The organism is Pseudomonas sp. NPDC087817 (assembly GCF_044742875.1).
Taxonomy (GTDB): domain Bacteria; phylum Pseudomonadota; class Gammaproteobacteria; order Pseudomonadales; family Pseudomonadaceae; genus Aquipseudomonas.
On sequence record NZ_JBIUVJ010000017.1, the window covers coordinates 59566 to 77799 of the forward strand.

Consider the following 18234-nt stretch of genomic DNA (forward strand, 5'->3'; position numbering starts at 1 on the left):
CCCCGATGGGTTGCGTAGCAGCCCCGCTTGTTTGGGGCCGCTGCGCGCCCCATCGGGGATAAATCCCCTCACCACAAAAGCCATTTACAGCCCGGCAGCCTTGAGCCGCGCCGCATGCTCGACAAACAGCCGCACCGGATCGGCGCCCTTGCCAACCAATCCCAGCGACTGATTGATGATGTCGAAATGATCCAGCGGATAGTCATCGCCAATCACCGTCCCAAGATGCGAGCTATAACGCCCGACCATCCCGTCAGACTGCCCCGTTTCCCGCACAAAGGTTTTCGCGAACAAACGACAGCTGCGATTGGTCCCGTCAAACAAGTTGCCGCCGCGATCAGTCTTGCCCGGCTGCAACGTTCCCGACCATGAGTAATAACGCACGCCGTTGACCTCCTCCGGCCCGTGCCCGCCCCACGTTTGCGGCAAGCCCTGTGGATAACGCTGATTGAACAGCGCCACGCCCTCGGTGGTCAGCGACTGGTGCGAAGCGTGGATATCCACCGGCAGTTTCGGCCCGTGATATCCGGTTTCCAGCAAAGCCATCAGCCAGCCGACCAAGCGCAACAGCGCTTCAAGGATGCGCCCCTTGGCCGTGTCCGCCGGATAGTGTTTCTGCAGATAGTCGGCCAGTTCCGAACCATGGTTGGGCCCGGCCACCGAAGTCACCGAGGCCACTAGATCAGGGCGTTTCGCGGCGGCGTAACGGGCGGTGAGAGAACCCTGACTGTGACCAAACAGATTGACCTTCGCGGCGCCGGTTTCGCGCAGGATTTCATCGATCCGCGCCAGCAATTGCTCGCCGCGCACCTCGGTCGAATGCAGCGGCGACACCTGCACGGCAATCACCGTCGCCCCACCCCGGCGCAACGCCTTGATGATCCCGTACCAGTACGGATAAATGATCAGCCGGATAAACCCGAGCATGCCCGGCACCAGCACCAGTGGATAACGCGTCGACATGGGCGGACATCCTTGTGATCAGTGAGTGGCTGCAAGGCGTGCAAAACGCCCGCCAAGCATCCTTGCTGATGATGACAACTCGATGAGCAGCCTACTTCAGCCCCACCACTCCCGCCACAATCAGGCCGACCGACAGCAGTTTGACCAGCGTCAGGCTCTCGCCAAGCAGGACAAAACCGAGAAACACCGTGCCCAACGAACCGATGGCGGTCCAGATCGGATAGGCGATGCTCACTGGCAAATCACGCATGGCCAGGGTCAGGAACCCGATCCCGCCGACCGCCGCGATCAGCGTGATCAACGAAGGCCACAGCCGAGTGAAGCCTTCGGCGTACTTCATGCCCATCGCAAAAGTCACCTCAAACCCCGCCGCGATCAGCAGGAACAACCAGGCCACCTAGAACTCCCGGGCCAGGTCGAGCAAGCGCTGCTCGGCCTCGGCCACCGACACCGCGAAGGTGCGCTCGGCAGACTCTTCACCCTCGGCGGCGACTACGCTGACGTCGTTGATGCCGACGAAACCCAGGGCGGTGCGCAACCATGGATCGGCATGGTTGAGCGCCTCCAGCTCGCCGCCCGGGCCGAAACCGAAACCGCCACGACTGGTGACGATCAAGGCTTTCTTGCCCTGCAACAGCGGCGTGTACTGAGCGACACCGTTGTCCAGCGTGTGATCGAAGGTCAGGCCCAGCCGCACGATCTGATCGACCCAGGCCTTGAGGCCACTGGGCACGCTGAAGTTGTACATCGGCGTGGAAATCAGCAGCAGGTCGTGATCGAGCAATTCGCCGACCAGTTGATCACTCAGCGCCAGATCGGCCTGCATCGACAGCGGCCGCGCCTCAGGCTGTGGATAAAACGCCGCCGCAACGAAGGCTTCGTTGACCGCTGGAATCAGTGCGCGGCCGACTTCGCGTCGGGTCACCTGCGACTGCGGATGACGCAATTGCCAGGCACCGAGAAAACCTTCCGCCAGACGTCGCGAGTGCGAACGTTCCCCGCGAGGACTGGCATGGATTACAAGAATCTTGCTCATCTGAAGCTCCTTGGAACTAGACTTTGGTTGCTGTATGGCTACAGATTGCAGCGCACTCGCATCCGTCTCAAATGAGCAAAAATCAGTCGGGATGAATCCATTTCATCCATGGAGTGTTCAATGTTCGCCTCGTTGCCGCTGACCGCCCTGCGCGCGTTCGAATCTGCTTCGCGCCTGCTGAGTTTCAAGGCCGCCGCTGAAGAACTGGCGGTGACGCCGACAGCGATCTCCCATCAGATCCGTGCGCTGGAGGACTGGCTCGGCGTCGCTCTGTTCGAACGTATGCCGCGTCAGGTGCGCCTGACCGAAGGTGGCGAACGCCTGTTCCGCAGCCTGCACGGCGCCTTTCTCGAAGTGGCGCAAAGCGTCGACACCCTGCGCCCGCAACGCAGCGCCAGCAGCCTGACGCTGTCGACCACCGCCGCGTTCGCCGCGCTGTGGCTGGTGCCGCGCCTCGGCCGCTTTTATGCGAAACACCCGGCCATCAATGTGCGTCTGGATACGCACTGCGAAGTCATCGATCTGCATCAGGACGCCAGCGTCGATCTGGTGCTGCGCTATAGCCTCGACGATTATCCGAACCTGTATGGCTTGTGCCTGTTCGACGAATCCTTCGGCGTCTACGGCTCGCCGGAGCAAGTAGCGCTGGCCGCCCGGCGCACGCCGACGCTGATCAGCGTGCGCTGGCACAACTCGAAGCTGTACGCCCATGGCTGGGAAGCCTGGTGCGCGAAGTCCGGCGAGAACTGGCTGCACCAGCATCCGGCGGTTCGTGAATACGATGAGGAACACTACGCGCTGCAAGCGGCGATTGCCGGGCAGGGGCTGGTGTTGGCGAGCAATATTCTGCTGTCGGAGAGCGTCGCCAGTGGTTTGCTGGTGCCTTACAAAGGTGATGTTCAGGTCGATGGCGCGGGCTATAGCGCGTTGTGTGTGCCGGGGCGGGAGCGGCATCCGCCGGTACGCGCTTTTTTTGCGTGGTTGCAGGAGGAGGCGGTTTTGTCAGGGCTGACGCCGAGACCGCAACAAATTGCATAAAACTTTTTGCCGCGCGCATGACTCACAACCTGGGTAGGCGATTACGTCCGTAGAACGTGACGCCAATCGGATTAGCCTCCAGGAGACTGAAATGAGCGACCTGCATTTGTCTGATGTTCAAACCCTGCGCGAGCGCGCACGGCAACACGTGGAAAACGGCGCGGTGACGGAAAGCTACAGCGCCAACCGTGAAGAGGTGCTGCGCCTGCTCAATGAATCGCTGGCCACTGAACTGGTCTGCGTCTTGCGCTACAAACGTCACTACTTCATGGCCAGCGGTCTGAAAGCCAGCACGGCCGCCGACGAGTTTCTCGAACATGCTATCCAGGAATCACAACACGCCGACCGTCTGGCCGAGCGCATCGTGCAATTGGGCGGCGAGCCGGAGTTCAACCCTGACCTGTTGTCGAAGCTGTCCCACGCGCAATATGTCGCCGGGAACAGCTTGAAGGAAATGGTCTACGAAGATCTGGTGGCCGAGCGGATCGCCATCGACAGCTACCGCGAGATCATTCAGTACATCGGCGAAAAGGACCCGACCACTCGGCGCATCTTCGAAGACATCCTCGCGCAGGAAGAAGAGCATGCCGATGACATGGCCGACATCCTGAAAGACCTGTAAACCTTCGACATTGCCATCGCGGGCAAGCCCGCTCCCACAGGATTGCGCTGTACCTGTGGGAGCGGGCTTGCCCGCGATGGCGTCCTGACAGGCGCTGAAGAGTTACCAGGCTGAAGCGTTACTTCGTTGGCTTGACGGTCACTGGTGCCTTGCCCGCCTTCATCTGTTCCAGCAACGGCGCACATTGATTCGGCTCGCCACCACTCGGTGCGACCAGCGCCAGCAATCCTGCCGCGGGTGCCGCAATCACCCCCAGCGCGACCATCCCGGCCCCACGCAGCAACAACGGCACAGCCTTGACCCCCGCATCCGGTTTGATGAACTTGCCACGCACGTACAACGGCGAACGCAAGGAGATCAAACGCCAGCCCTTGGATTCCGGCGTCACCGTCAGATCGAGTTGCTCGGTGGCCATGTTTGCCGTGCCATCGATATAGATAATCGCGTTCTCGGTATCGAAGACGAACAGCCGCGTAGTCGCAAGACCAGTCTTGATGTCGAAGTCAGCCGCCGCACAGTTGATCTTCACTTCCTTGTCGCCAAAGATCTTGCCGACCACATAGTTGCCGACGTTAAGTCCGGCCAGTTCCATCAGTTCACGGCTGATCGCGCCATCATTGATCAGCATCTTCAGATTGCCGTTGGCCCCGCCCAGCAGCTTCGCCACCGAATTACCGCGACCAGTAATATCGGCGTCGCCATTCAGCTCACCGAAACTGGTTTTCATCGGTTCGAAGGTCGGGAATAGCTGCTTGAGCTTGAACCCGCGCGCGGTCAGTTTGGCGCGGCCTTCCAGTGGCTCGGTACGACCGTTCAGGCGAATCTGCGCATCGAGATTGCCACCGGCCACGCCGAAGCGCAGCGGTTCGAGGCTGAGCTCGCCATCATTGAGTTTCAGGTGGGTATAGAGGTCAGTGAAGGGCAGCTTTTCACTGTGAACGATGCGCTTGCCGGTGAATTCGACGTCGGCGTCCATTGCGCGCCAGCGGTCGGTCTTGAACTCCTCCACTGGCAGCACTTTGTCCGTCGGTTGCTTGCTCTCGCCGCCGCGAGCCTTTTGCTTGTCGTTGGAGTCGGCGCCAATCAGCGGCGCGAGGTCGGCGAACAGCAGTTGATTGGACAGCAGCGCCCCGCTGAGTTTGGGCCGTGGCTGACTGGCGACATAGTTGAGGTCGCCATGGATGTCGCTGCCGCCGATCTTGCCGTTGAATTTTTCATAGGTGAAATTCGCGCCGCCAGCGTCGTGCAGTTTGGCAATCAAGTGGCCGTCGGTGGCATACGGCGGCGTGTCCGGCAGGGTCACGCCGGTCAACGGATAAAGATTGCCGAGGCTGGCGCCGGCGAGTTTCAGACGCAGGTCGAGGGCGCCGAGGTTGAGCGGATCAGTCAGGGTGCCGGCCAGTTCGATGCTGGTGTCGCCGATCTTCGCCTGGGCCTGGAGCGGGAACGGTTTGCTCGCGTCCTGCAAGGCGAGCAGCCCGCCGAGCTTGCCCTGGCCGGTGAGATTCTGGCCGTGATACTGACCTTTTACTTTCACCGCGAAGGCATAGTCCTGCGGTGCAGCACCCTTTTCCTGCGCGGTTTTCGCTGCTTTGTCACCGACGATTTCGCTGAATGGAATCGGCTTGCCCAGCGGATCGATCAGCACATCCAGATTGGTCTTGAGGGTCTGGTCATCAAGCGTGACGTGACCTTTGTCGAACTTGATCGCGCCAATATCGACGACCCAGTTTGACGGTTCGGCATTCGGATCCTTGGGGTCGAACTTGAACGTCCAGTTCGCGCGGCCATCGGCCAGACGCTGCAACTCGGCGTTGGGTTCGGTCAGATCGATCCGCGGAATCACTACCCGTTGCGCCAACAGCGCCAGCGGCGAAATGCGCAGTTCGACGCGCTTGAGCGTGACCATCTGCGGCTTTTTCGACCAGTCCGGATTGCCCAGGCTCAAATCCTCGGCGACCACATGCGGCCACGGCACCCAGGCACGCCAGCCGCCCTCATCCGGCTCGCGCTGCCAGATCACCGCGAGGTTGCCGTTGATGGCAAACGGTCGGTGCAGCTCTTCCGAGACTTTGGCGTTGAGCGGCGGTTTGATCCGGTTCCAGTCGAAGAACACGATGACCAACACCAGCACGGCCAAGAGCAATACAAGGGTGGCGAAGGTCCAGCTGAAGATTTTTCCAGTGCGCGTCATGCACAAAACTCCTGATCACGACCGCACGCCGAAAACCCGGCGCACAGCTGAAACGGCGGGCCAAAGCGGCCCCTATGAAACCTGTGACTGGCAAAAGGCCCGCAGGTTTAATCAAAAGACAGATTCGGGCGCAAAAAGCCGCGCGAAATCTGACCAATCGGTCGAACAGCGTTACCTCGCCCCGCACTTTTGCGAGGCGTGAGTGGGTCGAAAATACCCACAGCGGTGCAAAAGCCCTCCTCTGAAAGGCCCGAGCTAGAGCCTCCCCGCAGAACAATCAATTCTGTTGATTATTACCATTGCGTTTATGAACTTTTATATCGACTTATCGAGAGTAGCATTGCCCTCGTACCCACTTTATCGCCCTCCCAAGGAGCAACCCATCATGAAACGCCAATTACTGCTCAGCCTTACACTGTCGATGCTAGCCAGCACTGCTTTCGCTCTTCCTGCTGCCGATCAAGCCACGCCGCAAGTCAAGGACAGCCACTCGGTGTTCAGCCAGACCCTCGCCGAAGACGGCTATGACCGCACCCCACAAGGTCAGACCTTGGCTGAAGATGGCTACGACAAGACCCCACAAGGTCAACTTGCCGAGAACGGTCGCAACCGCCTGGAAGAAAAAGGCCTGGTTGAAGACGGCTATGACAAGACTCCACAAGGTCAATCGGTTGCCGAAGGTGGTAACGATCGTTTGAAAGAGAAAGGCCTGGTCGAAGACGGTTACGACAAGACGCCTCAAGGTCAGCTCGCCGAAGGTGGTGGTGACCGTGTAATCGAACGCAACAGCGCTGTGAGCTAAGCCCATGGCGGCCCTGAAAAAAAGCCCAATCCCCGGATTGGGCTTTTGCCTTTTCAGCCGCAGTCAATAAGAAGTCGCCCTGTCCCCACTGCATCTCCCCGCTGCCGTTCGACGCCGATTAAGCCGATTTGCTAGAGTGCGGCGCTTGTCTTGCCGAAGAACACACCTGCGATGCTGCCCCGCGCCGAACAGAAACAACAGACCCGCAACGCCCTGATGGACGCTGCCCGCCATTTGATGGAAAGCGGCCGAGGTTTCGGCAGCCTGAGCCTGCGCGAAGTGACCAAGACCGCCGGCATCGTGCCCACCGGTTTCTACCGACATTTTGCCGATATGGATGAACTCGGTCTGGTGCTGGTCAGCGAAGTCGGTCAGACCTTCCGCGAAACCATTCGCCTGGTGCGCCATAACGAATTCGTCATGGGCGGCATTATCGATGCGTCGGTGCGGATTTTTCTTGATGTGGTCAACGCCAACCGTTCGCAGTTCCTGTTTCTCGCTCGCGAGCAATATGGCGGCTCGCTGCCGGTGCGTCAGGCCATTGGCCGTTTACGCGAGAACATCAGCGCCGACCTGGCGGCGGATCTGACGTTGATGCCCAAGCTGCAGCATCTGGATGCTGCCGGGCTGAGCGTGATGGCTGACCTGATCGTCAAATCGGTGTTTGCCACTTTGCCGGACATCATCGATCCGCCCGCCGAAGCGTTGCCTGAACATCTGACGCCGCAGGCGAAGATTACCCAGCAACTGCGCTTCATCTTTATCGGGCTCAAGCACTGGCAAGGGCTGGGCAGTACCGAGTAGCACCCCCTCTTCCCGCAACACCACAAATCCCCTGTAGGAGTGAGCCTGCTCGCGATAGCGCTCTCTCAGCCAAATATTTGCTGACTGAAGAGCGCTATCGCGAGCAGGCTCACTCCTACAAAGGCGCAGCGTCTCGGCCTCTATTTGGTGCATGTAAAAAACTTCATGCACCAAAACCTCTCAGAATCCCGCAACATCTTGAAACATCCACTACGCTCCGACAGGGATTTCCTACATCTCGTCCGATTGGCAAGCCCCTTGCTCTAGCCTGAGTATTGTCCACTGCTGGAAGCTTTCCCCATGCTGGTGATTCATCGCAGAATCGACCCTCAACCCGTCTGGGCCGCCGAGTTGCACCTGACCTTCGAAGCCCGGAGCAAAAGCCGTTTGCGCTGTTTCAGTGCCGAAAACGAAGACGTCGGGTTGTTTTTGGAGCGCGGTCAGCCACCGTTGTATGACGGCGAATGCCTACAGGCCGAAGACGGCCGTATCGTCCGCGTCTGCGCCCGGCCCGAACAATTGCTGCACGTCACCTGCGCCAACGCCTTCGAACTGACCCGCGCCGCCTATCACTTGGGCAACCGTCATGTCGCCCTGCAAGTCGGTGATGGCTGGCTGCGTTTGCTCGACGACTACGTGCTCAAGGCCATGCTCGAACAGCTTGGCGCGCAAGTAGAAGCGATCGAAGCGCCGTTCCAGCCGGAACACGGGGCCTACGGTGGCGGCCATCACCATTCGCGACACGGCGACGAAGACTTCAACTACGCGCCGAAACTGCACCAGTTCGGCGTTCGTTTATGAACCCAGCCTGGGCGCTGCTGCGCCTGGCCAGTCCGCAATTGCCGATTGGCGGCTACAGCTATTCGCAAGGCCTGGAAATGGCGGTGGATAACGGCCGGGTGAACAACCCGGACAGCGCCCGCCGCTGGATCAGCGATCAGTTGTTGCTGAATCTGTCGCGCTTTGAAGCGCCGCTGTTGCTCGCGCATTGCCAAGCAGCGGCGGACGAGCAATGGGCCGAGCTGCTGATCCTCTGCGAAAGTCACCGCGCCAGCCGCGAGACTCGCGAGTTGCACTTGGAGAGCCGGCAGATGGGTTATTCGTTGCAGCAGTTGCTCAACGGCTTGCCCGAACTCGACACGCCGGCCCGTGACTTTCTCGCGCAGTGCACCGAACCGCATCTGGCCCTGTGCTGGGCGCTGGCCGCGCGCGCCTGGGGCATCAGCCCGCAAGACGCGCTTGCTGCGTGGCTGTGGAGCTGGCTGGAAAACCAGCTCGCCGTGCTGATGAAAACCCTGCCGCTGGGCCAGCAAGCCGCGCAACGACTGACCAGCGAACTGCTGCCATTGCTGCAACGAGCGCAGCAGGATGCCACCCGAATCAATCCCGAACACATCGGCAGTGCCGCGTTCGGTCTGTCATTGGCGTGCATGGCCCATGAGCGCCAGTACAGCCGCCTGTTCCGCTCTTAGGAGAAACAACCATGAATACACAACCTCTGCGCGTCGGCATCGGCGGCCCGGTCGGTTCCGGCAAAACCGCGTTGACCTTGGCCCTGTGCCTGGCGCTGCGCGAGCGCTACAACCTCGCCGTAGTCACCAACGATATCTACACCCGTGAAGATGCCGACTTTCTGGTGCGTAACGAAGCGCTGGCACCGGAGCGCATCATCGGTGTGGAAACCGGCGGTTGCCCGCACACGGCCATCCGTGAAGACGCCTCGATCAACCTGGAAGCGGTCGATCAACTGAACCGCCGCTTTCCCGGTCTGGACCTGATTCTGGTGGAGTCGGGCGGCGACAACCTCTCGGCGACATTCAGCCCGGAACTGTCCGACCTGACCATCTACGTGATCGACGTTTCGGCCGGCGACAAGCTGCCACGCAAGGGTGGGCCCGGAATCTGCAAGTCGGACCTGTTGGTGATCAACAAGATCGACCTCGCGCCGCTGGTGGGTGCCTCGCTGGAAATGATGGACAGCGACACCAAGCGCATGCGCAACGGCAAGCCGTTCGTGTTCAGCAACCAGAAAACCGGCCAGGGCCTGGAAGCCATCATTGCCTTCATCGAACGCCAGGGTTTGCTGAGCGCAGCCTGATTCATTTATCAACAAGGAAGCTTATCCATGACACTCAATCGTATTCTCGGCGCCGTCGCGCTGCTGCTGACCCCGGCACTGGCCTTTGCTCACCCTGGGCATGGCGACAGCGGTTTGATCGCCGGCATCAGCCATCCGATCGGTGGCCTCGACCATTTGCTGGCGATGGTTGCTGTCGGTCTGTGGGCGGCGCAGCAACAAGGCGCAGCACGCTGGGCGCTGCCGTGCACGTTTGTCGGCACCATGCTGATCGGCGGCATGCTCGGTTTTGAAGGGCTGGAATTGCCGGCACTGGAAAGCGGGATTGCCGCGTCGGTACTGGCGCTGGGCCTGGCCGTAGCGCTGGCGGTGCGTCCGCCGCTGGTGATGGCGGTGGCGGCGACGGCGGTGTTTGCGCTGTTCCATGGCGTGGCACATGGCCTGGAATTGCCGGAGATGACCAGCCCATGGGCGTATGCCGCTGGTTTTGTGGCAGCCACGGCTGTATTGCATGCTGCCGGTTATGGCGTGGTGCGTTTCCTGCCTCAGGCGGCTGCACCGTTGGTGCGCCTCGCAGGGGCTGCCTCGGCTGTGACCGGTGCCTGGTTGCTGGCAGGCTGATCGCTGTCGCCTGTACCGGCCTCATCGCTGGCAAGCCAGCTCCCACAGATTATTGAGTGAGCCCACAATTGTGTGAACACCAATGATCCCTGTGGGAGCTGGCCTTTGTGTGAACACCAAAGATCCCTGTGGGTGCTGGCTTTTGTGTGAACACCAATGATCCCTGTGGGAGCTGGCTTTTGTGTGAACACCAATGATCCCTGTGGGAGCTGGCTTTTGTGTGAACACCAATGATCCCTGTGGGAGCTGGCTTGCCAGCGATGACGGCCGATCAGACACCGGGCCTCTAATGTCGGTCTCTCTGCTACCATGTCGCGCAATCGCCCCAGCCGTGACGACGTCCGCCAATGCCCCATGCTTCCCGCTCCGCCTCCCTGCCTGAATTGACTGCCCTGTTCAGCGATGTGCAACAGCACTTTCTGAACGTGATCGTGCCGCTGTGGCAAGGCCCGGGATGGAATGCCGACATGGCCCTGCCTTACGAAGCGCTGGACGCCGCCCACCAACCGCTGCCACCGCAACGCTATCGGGCGATGGCCTGCGCACGGCAGTTGTATCTGTTTTCCAGCCTGATCGGGGTTGTGGATAACGCCGAAGTACGCGCGGCGGCGCTGTTCCGTTCCTTGCAACGGCACTTTCATGACGCCGAGCACGGTGGCTGGTTCTACAGCATCGATGCACAGGGCAAACCGCTCGATCAGCGCAAGGATCTGTACACCCACGCCTTCATCCTGTTCGCCTGCGCGCATTATTGGGAAAAGTCCCGTGAGCCGCTGGTGGAATCGACGCTGAACGCCGCGCTGGAAGTCATCGGCCGACGTTTTGCCACGGGCGATGGCTTGTACGAAGCCTGCCTTGAGCGCGACTGGATCACCCTGCAAACCGGCCCATTGCAAAACCCGCTGATGCACCTGGCCGAAGCGTTTCTTGCCACCCTTTCCGTGCGCGAAGATGCCGCGACGCAGCAGCTGCTGATCGAGTTATGCACAGCCATGCACAAGCACTTCGTTGACCCGCAACAGGGCGTGTTGATGGAGAAACCGCTGGGGGCTGTGGATAACTGGTACGAGCCGGGGCATCAGTTCGAATGGTATTTTCTGCTCGAATCGTCGCCATTGCTGCGCGGCTCGAAACTGCATGCAGCGCTGGACAAGGCGTTCGCGTTTACCGAGCAATTTGGCGTCGAACAGCCGTCCGGCGCGGTGCGGGCGATGCTTGATCTGGAACTGGACGGCCGCCCGAAAGATTCGACTCAACGGATCTGGGCTCAGGCTGAATACCTGCGCGCCCTGACGTTGCGCCCCGACAGCGAAGCCGCGGTGTTGCGCCAATTGCAGGCGCTACAGCAGCGCTTCCTGCATGCGGGTGGCTGGCATGAGTGTCGTGATGAGCAGGGTGAAGTCAGCCGCAAGGACATGCCGTCGACGACGCCGTATCACCTTGCGACTTGCTACAGCGGTCTTACCGAATACCTACGCTGATCTCATGCAAATGAGATCTGCTGTGATGAAGGGATCTATTGTGGCGAGGGGATTTATCCCCGATGGGCCGCGAAGCGGCCCTGAAGAAAGCGCGGCCCATCGGGAATAAATCCCCTCGCCACAAACTGTGTTCTCAGCAGAGAACCGGGTTACATCAAGCAACCCACTTCTTGTCGCCCGTGAAGCTGATGGTCAACCACCGCGCCGCATCCGGTTTGCCAAGTTTCGCCGAAATATCCTCGCGCAACACATCCAGCTGGCCGACACTGCTCAGCGCATAGTCCGCCGGCAGCACCACATGAATCTCGATAAACCGCGCCCGCCCGTGCTTCTGCACGTAGGACACGTAATCATCGAAACCATGCTCGACTTTCGCCGCCTCCATCACCTGACGCACCTGTTCATCCAGCGTGTCCGGGGCGATCCCCAGCACGTCGCGCAACGCCGGGCCGAGAATCTTGAACGCCGGTGGCAGCATGGTCAGGGCCAGCACGATCAGGATCAGCGGGTCGACAAACCTTGCCCACTCGCCATAGCCCTGGGACTTGAGCAACAGCGCCGCGAGAAAACTGATCAACAGGCCGACCGACAGCATCGCGTCCACCAGCCAACTGATGTTGTCGAACTGAATCAGTGTGGATTTAAGCTTGCGATTGCGCCGGCGCACGTAGAAGAAGTAGCCAAACTCAACCACGGTAAACACTGCGGCATAGATGATCACCAGACCCAACTCGATCTCGCGCCCGCCATTGATGATGCCGAACACACCGTTGAGAAACGCATAGATGGCGATCAACAGCAGGAAACTGCCTTCGATCAGCAGCACCATCGGTTCCAGATGCCAGAAGCCGAACTGGAAGCGGTGATTGCTTTCCTTGGCGATCAACCTGGCGGTGATCAGCATCAGGACTTTGATGAACGTGGCGATCAGCGAAAAAAAACCATCGAACAGGATGGATTGGGAACCCGATACAAAACCGGTGACGATCCCGGCGATCGACACCGCGAACATCAGGATGGTCGATTGTTTGAGCAGCGACTGCTCACCTCGGTTACTCACTTTGACTCCTCGAAAAACCTTGAAAACCGCAGGGTGCGGTTGGGTTGTTGCGAGGGGAGTTTACCTTATCGGGATTTATTGCCTGTTCTGGCCTCATCGCTGGCAAGTCGAATCGTCGCACCGCAGCTCCCACAGGTTTATCGGCGTCCACAAATCTTGTGAACGATTCGGTACTTGTGGGAGCTGGCTTGCCAGCGATGGCCATAACGCGGTGTTAAGCCTTGTTACGCTCGATCGCAAACCCAGCCCAGGTCTGGCTCACCGGCATCAACTCCAGACTGTTGATGTTGATGTGCGCAGGCGCATTCATCACCCAGAAAATCGTCTCGGCGATGTCCTGCGGCTGGATCGGCTCGGCACCGGCGTAGGTGGCGTTGTAGCGCTCCTGATCGCCCGCGAAGCGCACCAGCGAGAACTCGCTCTCGCACAGCCCCGGCTCGATGTTGCTGACCCGCACGCCCGTCCCCTGCAAGTCGCAACGCAGGTTCAGCGAGAACTGTTTAACGAATGCCTTGGTCGCGCCATAGACGTGGCTGCCCGGATACGGATAGTTACCGGCGATGGAGCCAAGGTTGACGATGCCGGCGCCACGGCCATGGGCGATCAGGCGCGGCAGCAGCAGACGAGTGGCGTACATCAGGCCTTTGACGTTGGTGTCGACCATGGTGTCCCAATCATCCAGATCGCATTTCGGCGCAGGGTCCACACCCAGCGCCAGGCCGGCGTTGTTGATAAGTCCGCGCAGCTTGGCGAACGATGGCGGCAGGTTGGCAATCGCCTCCTCCATCGCCTTGCGATCCCGCACATCGAGTACCAGGCCATGCACCTCGGTTTGCTTCGACAACTCGGCACACAGCGCGTTGAGGCGTTCTTCACGACGACCGGTCAGCACCAGTTTCCAGCCAGCCTCGGCAAAACGACGGGCGCAGGCTTCACCAAAACCGGACGTTGCGCCGGTGATAAACAGGGTGTTGGACATCGTGTTCTCCTTGCTTCGGCCACCGGGGCAGCCCTTGGAATAGAAAATCAGCAGCCAGCATGCCCGGCCCCGCATTCACGGGCAACACCCACGCGCTGTACAAAAAACAACCAACCGTACCAACGGCACAGCCACCGTGGCCTGCAGCCATATGCGCGCACGTTATCCACAAGCCCTTCCACAGTTTCCGGGGGCAAGTGGAAACGCGCAAAGCCGCGCCACACAAGGCTTTGCGGCGTGAATAGAAAGTTTTTTGCTTGACCCTGAAGTAACAGATGTGCGGGACAGGGCATTTTGCACGACCGAACAGTCACAGCAGTGATTGCGCGAGGCCAGCAATTACGCTGCCTAGCGCAGTCTTTCCAGAGTTTAATCACAGACTTATCCACAGGTCAGCACACAGCGAATTGCCTGCTCTGCGCCCACTATAAAAAGGTTGACAACCACGCCTGACGCTCCTGCCAAATCACCTGATCAAAAAACAATCACAACGCTACAGGCCACGCCAGACAAGGCTTTCAGCCAGCTACTCCCACGTTATTCACAGCCAGCTCCACAGCAAACGGGGACAACTCAAAACTGTGGAAAAACAGCCATTTGCAGCGTCTATATGTCGCGCTTTGGCAGGTAGCGGAATTTGTTTTCCACAATTTTGGCGAAGGTCGCACTTTTAACGGTGGGAGCTGGCTTGCCAGCGATGAGGGAGTCACTGCCAATATCATTGTTTAGGGGTAAACCGCTATCGCTGGCAAGCCAGCTCCCACAGGAGTTATGGTGGGTTTCCGGGCATGAAAAAGCCCCGGGACTTGCGTCGCCGGGGCTGTGTGTAGCTGGGGATAACTCAGTGCCCGCCCAGATAAGCGTTACGCACCTCCTCATTCACCAGCAACTCCTTGCCGGTGCCTGTCAGGCGAATCTCGCCGTTGACCATCACATACGCCCGGTCAGACAGCTTCAACGCATGGTTGGCATTCTGCTCGACGAGGAAAATGGTCATGCCGGTTTTCGCCAGTTCGCGCAGGGTCGCGAAGATCTGCTTCACCACGATCGGCGCCAGACCCAGGCTCGGTTCATCGAGCAGCAACAACTTCGGCCGGCTCATCAACGCACGGGCAATGGCGAGCATTTGCTGCTCACCACCGGACATGGTCATCGCCCGTTGCGTGCGGCGCTCTTCCAGCCGTGGAAACAGCTCGAACATGCGCTGCATGTCTTCCTTGGCGTACTTGTCGCCGATCGGAATGGTGCCCATCAGCAGGTTTTCCTCGACGGTCATGTCAGGGAACACCCGCCGCCCTTCCGGCGACTGCGCAATACCGTTGGAGGCGATGTAGTGCGATGACTTGTGGGTAATGTCGACGCCTTGATAAAGGATCTGCCCGCCCGCCGCCCGTGGCTGGCCGAAGATCGACATCAGCAACGTCGATTTACCCGCACCGTTGGAGCCGATCAGGCTGACGGTTTCCCCTTCGTTGATCTGCAGTGATACGCCTTTGAGCGCCTGGATCGGCCCGTAGAACACGTCCAGGTCTTTGAGTTCGAGGATCGGTTGGCTCATACCAGCTCCTCTTCGTCGGCGCCCAGGTAGGCGGCAATCACTTTCGGGTCGTTGCGAATGGCTTCAGGCCCGCCTTCGGCGATGACGATGCCGTGGTCCAGCACCACGATGTGGTCGGAAATGCTCATTACCATACCCATGTCGTGTTCGATCAGCACCACGGTCAGATCGTGCTCGTCGCGCAGCAGCCGGATCATCGCGCTCAGCGCTTCGGTTTCCTGAGGGTTGAGGCCGGCGGCCGGTTCGTCGAGGCAGATGATCTGCGGGCGCGTGCACATGGCGCGGGCGATCTCCAGACGGCGTTGCTGGCCGTAGGACAGTTCACCGGCGAGACGGTTGGCGCAGTCCACCAGATCGACCACTTCCAGCCAGTAGAACGCGCAATCCAGCGCGTCGCTCTCGGCCTTGCGGTAGCCCTTGGTGTTGAGGATGCCGGCGAGCATGTTGCGGTTGACCCACATGTGCTGGGCCACCAGCAGGTTTTCCAGCACCGACATTTCCTTGAACAGGCGAATGTTCTGAAAGGTCCGGGCCAGGCCTGCGCGGTTCACCAGATGGGTGCCACCGAACATTTTGTAATACAGACGGCTGAGGAAGTTTTTCGGCGAGACGAAATCGGTCGGTTTGAACGACTCGCCGAGCAGTTTGATCACGTTGGTTTGCTGGCCACGCACGTTGAGTTCGATCTTGCCGCCGGAGGCCTTGTAGAAACCGGTCAGGCAGTTGAACACCGTGGTCTTGCCGGCGCCGTTCGGGCCGATCAGAGCGAAGATCGAGTTGCGTTTGACCTTCAGGCTGACATCACTCAGGGCCTTGATACCGCCGAAATGCATCATCAGTTTTTCAACAGAGAGTACGACTTCACTCATGGCGCAGTCCTCTCATAGTGAATGGCACCTTTGCGTGGAGTGACCCCGGTGCGGCTGATGCGGATCAGCCCACGTGGTCGCCAGATCATCATCAACACCATCAGGATGCCGAACAGCAGCACGCGGTATTCAGCGAAGCCGCGCAGCAGTTCCGGCGCGACGGTCAGCACGAATGCGGCGATCACCACGCCGATGGTCGAGCCCATGCCGCCGAGCACGACGATGGCCAGAATCAGTGCCGATTCGAAGAAGGTAAACGAGGTCGGGTTGACGAAGCCTTGGTAAGTGGCGAAAAACACCCCGGCCAGACCTGCGGTCGACGCACCGATGGTGAACGCCGAGAGCTTGACCAGCACGTGGTTGAGGCCCATCGAGCGGCAGGCGATTTCATCTTCACGCAAGGCTTCCCAGGCGCGGCCGACCGGCATTTTCACCAGACGATGCTTGATGTACAGCACGGCCAATACCACCAGGAACAACACCGCGTAGATGAAGTAGTACTTCACGTCCGGGTTGTAGGCGATGCCGAAGAACTCGTGAAACGGCACCCCGCCATCCTTCGCCCGCTTGCCGAACTCCAGACCGAAAAATGTCGGCAGCGGCGCCGGCATGCCGTTCGGGCCGCCGGTCAGCGACAGCCAGTTGTTGAGTATCAGACGGATGATTTCACCGAAGCCAAGAGTCACGATCGCCAGATAGTCACCGTGCAGGCGCAGCACCGGGAAACCGAGGATGCAACCGGCCAGACCTGCGGTGATCGCCGCCAGTGGCAGCACCGTCCAGAACCCCAGACCGAGATACTGATAACCGAGCGCCAGACCGTAGGCGCCGATGGCATAGAACGCCACGTAACCGAGGTCGAGCAAACCGGCCAGGCCCACCACGATATTCAGCCCCAGCCCCAGCAACACGTAGATCAACCCGAGGATGACCACGCCTAGCAGATAGGAGTTGGAGACGAACGGCACGATCACTGCCAGCACAATCAGCAGAGGGATGATCCAGCGCAGCGAGGATTTGTGATCGGCAGGCAACACATGCACACCGGAACCGGTGCTCTCGAATCCGTCGAGAATCTTCAGGCCCTTGGGCGTCTGCAGAAACAGGCTGAGGGCAAACCGGCCAATCATGACAATGCCGATAATCCACGCGACGCGGGTCGGCTCAAGATTGAAGCTGTAGCCCTCGAGCACGACGCCGACAATCGGGCCGAACACGATCAGGGCAATGAGGCCGGCAAGAATCGCCTCAACCAGGCTTTTTTTGATATCGATGTTTTTTTGAGTGGTTGAAGACATCGCTTACACCTTCGACACAAGAGGACGGCCCAACAGGCCCTGCGGCCGGAAGACCAGAACAAGTACGAGCAGCGAGAAGCTGAACACGTCTTTGTAGTCGGAGTTGACCAGACCGGAGAACAGCGACTCGGATATCCCGAGAATGATCCCGCCCAGCATCGCGCCCGGCAGCGAACCGATCCCGCCGAGTACCGCGGCAGTGAAGGCTTTGATGCCGATGACGAAACCGGCGTAGAAGTCGAACGTGCCGTAGTTCATGGTGATCAGTACGCCGGCCAGCGCCGCCATGGCTGCACCGATGATGAACACATAGGAAATCACCCGGTCGGTGTTGATCCCCAGAATCGAGGCCATCTTGCGGTCTTGCTGAGTGGCGCGGCACATGCGGCCGAGCTTGGTGTACTTGATGACATAGGTCAGCAGGCCCATGCCGACGAAGGCGGCCACCAGAATGAAAATCTTGGTGTAGGTGAGCTGCACGAAGCCGGTGCCGATATCGATGCGCCAGGCGCCGGTGAGCAACGTCGGAACACCCTGTTGGCGGGCGCCCTGGCTGATCTGGGCATAGTTTTGCAGGATCAGGGAGATACCGATGGCGCTGATCAGCGGTGCCAGTCGGGTGGAGTTGCGCAGCGGTTTGTAAGCGATGCGTTCGATGACCCAGCCATACACCCCGGTAACGACGGTGGTGAAGACCAGTGTGCCGAGCATCAGGAGCGGGAAGGATTCAATACCGAAGTAAGCCAGCAGAGCCAGACTGATTGCCGCCAGGTAAGCAGAAATCATGTAAACCTCGCCGTGGGCGAAGTTGATCATGCCGATGATGCCGTAG

The 18234-nt window shown here is 59.7% G+C and carries 19 protein-coding genes; 9 read left to right on the top strand and 10 right to left on the bottom strand.

Features of this window, described 5'->3' with window-relative positions; all coding sequences use genetic code 11:
- Window positions 1–84: 84 nt before the first annotated feature.
- The 3 genes from ACIONG_RS14325 to ACIONG_RS14335 form a co-directional block, all read right to left on the bottom strand.
- Window positions 85–963, bottom strand: a complete 879-nt coding sequence (locus ACIONG_RS14325; protein WP_401300341.1) for an alpha/beta fold hydrolase — start codon at window positions 961–963, stop codon at window positions 85–87.
- Between the two features lie 91 nt (window positions 964–1054).
- Window positions 1055–1360, bottom strand: a complete 306-nt coding sequence (locus ACIONG_RS14330; RefSeq protein WP_315446346.1) for a multidrug efflux SMR transporter — start codon at window positions 1358–1360, stop codon at window positions 1055–1057.
- Window positions 1361–1999 carry an FMN-dependent NADH-azoreductase gene (locus ACIONG_RS14335; RefSeq protein WP_401300344.1) on the bottom strand — a complete coding sequence of 213 codons (639 nt, stop codon included), beginning with the start codon at window positions 1997–1999 and terminating at the stop codon, window positions 1361–1363.
- 108 nt (window positions 2000–2107) lie between these two features.
- On the opposite strand from ACIONG_RS14335, the gene ACIONG_RS14340 reads away from it, so the two are divergent.
- Both ACIONG_RS14340 and ACIONG_RS14345 read left to right on the top strand, forming a co-directional pair.
- Window positions 2108–3037 (top strand): LysR substrate-binding domain-containing protein, encoded by a 930-nt coding sequence (locus ACIONG_RS14340; RefSeq protein WP_177431409.1) that lies wholly within the window; start codon window positions 2108–2110, stop codon window positions 3035–3037.
- A 91-nt stretch (window positions 3038–3128) separates the two neighbouring features.
- A complete protein-coding gene (locus ACIONG_RS14345) occupies window positions 3129–3659 on the top strand; it encodes a bacterioferritin (protein WP_103304701.1) in 531 nt (176 codons plus the stop codon).
- 118 nt (window positions 3660–3777) lie between these two features.
- Here ACIONG_RS14345 and ACIONG_RS14350 read toward each other — a convergent pair whose 3' ends face one another.
- Window positions 3778–5853 (bottom strand): AsmA family protein, encoded by a 2076-nt coding sequence (locus ACIONG_RS14350; protein ID WP_213027397.1) that lies wholly within the window; start codon window positions 5851–5853, stop codon window positions 3778–3780.
- A gap of 385 nt (window positions 5854–6238) precedes the next feature.
- Between ACIONG_RS14350 and ACIONG_RS14355 the strand changes: the two genes are divergently transcribed.
- The 7 genes from ACIONG_RS14355 (at window position 6239) to ACIONG_RS14385 (ending at window position 11638) form a co-directional block, all read left to right on the top strand.
- Window positions 6239–6655 carry a hypothetical protein gene (locus ACIONG_RS14355; protein ID WP_103304699.1) on the top strand — a complete coding sequence of 139 codons (417 nt, stop codon included), beginning with the start codon at window positions 6239–6241 and terminating at the stop codon, window positions 6653–6655.
- 171 nt (window positions 6656–6826) lie between these two features.
- Window positions 6827–7459 carry a TetR family transcriptional regulator gene (locus tag ACIONG_RS14360; protein ID WP_103304698.1) on the top strand — a complete coding sequence of 211 codons (633 nt, stop codon included), beginning with the start codon at window positions 6827–6829 and terminating at the stop codon, window positions 7457–7459.
- A 300-nt stretch (window positions 7460–7759) separates the two neighbouring features.
- Window positions 7760–8260, top strand: a complete 501-nt coding sequence (gene ureE, locus ACIONG_RS14365) for an urease accessory protein UreE (protein ID WP_187678569.1) — start codon at window positions 7760–7762, stop codon at window positions 8258–8260.
- Window positions 8257–8931, top strand: coding sequence for an urease accessory protein UreF (locus ACIONG_RS14370; RefSeq protein WP_401300351.1), 675 nt, complete (start codon window positions 8257–8259; stop codon window positions 8929–8931). Before ureE ends, ACIONG_RS14370 begins: the two co-directional genes overlap by 4 nt.
- Window positions 8932–8942: 11 nt before the next feature.
- A complete protein-coding gene (gene ureG / locus ACIONG_RS14375; RefSeq protein ID WP_103304695.1) occupies window positions 8943–9557 on the top strand; it encodes an urease accessory protein UreG in 615 nt (204 codons plus the stop codon).
- Window positions 9558–9584: 27 nt separating this feature from the next.
- The gene (locus ACIONG_RS14380; protein WP_213027394.1) at window positions 9585–10157 is read left to right on the top strand and encodes a HupE/UreJ family protein; all 573 of its coding nucleotides are present in this window, start codon (window positions 9585–9587) and stop codon (window positions 10155–10157) included.
- A 347-nt stretch (window positions 10158–10504) separates the two neighbouring features.
- Window positions 10505–11638 carry an AGE family epimerase/isomerase gene (locus ACIONG_RS14385; RefSeq protein WP_401300355.1) on the top strand — a complete coding sequence of 378 codons (1134 nt, stop codon included), beginning with the start codon at window positions 10505–10507 and terminating at the stop codon, window positions 11636–11638.
- Between the two features lie 154 nt (window positions 11639–11792).
- Here the strand turns inward: ACIONG_RS14385 and ACIONG_RS14390 are convergent, their stop codons facing one another.
- The 6 genes from ACIONG_RS14390 to ACIONG_RS14415 all read right to left on the bottom strand — a co-directional run.
- On the bottom strand, window positions 11793–12698 hold the full coding sequence (locus ACIONG_RS14390; RefSeq protein WP_401300358.1) for a cation diffusion facilitator family transporter: 906 nt from the start codon (window positions 12696–12698) through the stop codon (window positions 11793–11795).
- A gap of 214 nt (window positions 12699–12912) precedes the next feature.
- The gene (locus ACIONG_RS14395) at window positions 12913–13677 is read right to left on the bottom strand and encodes an SDR family oxidoreductase (protein ID WP_007915905.1); all 765 of its coding nucleotides are present in this window, start codon (window positions 13675–13677) and stop codon (window positions 12913–12915) included.
- A gap of 841 nt (window positions 13678–14518) precedes the next feature.
- Window positions 14519–15235 (bottom strand): ABC transporter ATP-binding protein, encoded by a 717-nt coding sequence (locus ACIONG_RS14400; RefSeq protein ID WP_095138140.1) that lies wholly within the window; start codon window positions 15233–15235, stop codon window positions 14519–14521.
- On the bottom strand, window positions 15232–16104 hold the full coding sequence (locus ACIONG_RS14405) for an ABC transporter ATP-binding protein (RefSeq protein WP_103304690.1): 873 nt from the start codon (window positions 16102–16104) through the stop codon (window positions 15232–15234). The genes ACIONG_RS14400 and ACIONG_RS14405 overlap by 4 nt, the downstream gene beginning before the upstream one ends.
- Window positions 16101–17402 carry a high-affinity branched-chain amino acid ABC transporter permease LivM gene (gene livM, locus ACIONG_RS14410; protein WP_103304689.1) on the bottom strand — a complete coding sequence of 434 codons (1302 nt, stop codon included), beginning with the start codon at window positions 17400–17402 and terminating at the stop codon, window positions 16101–16103. The genes ACIONG_RS14405 and livM overlap by 4 nt, the downstream gene beginning before the upstream one ends.
- Before the next feature lie 3 nt (window positions 17403–17405).
- Window positions 17406–18234: branched-chain amino acid ABC transporter permease LivH (locus ACIONG_RS14415; protein ID WP_401300363.1), on the bottom strand; the 829-nt coding region annotated here is incomplete at its 5' end.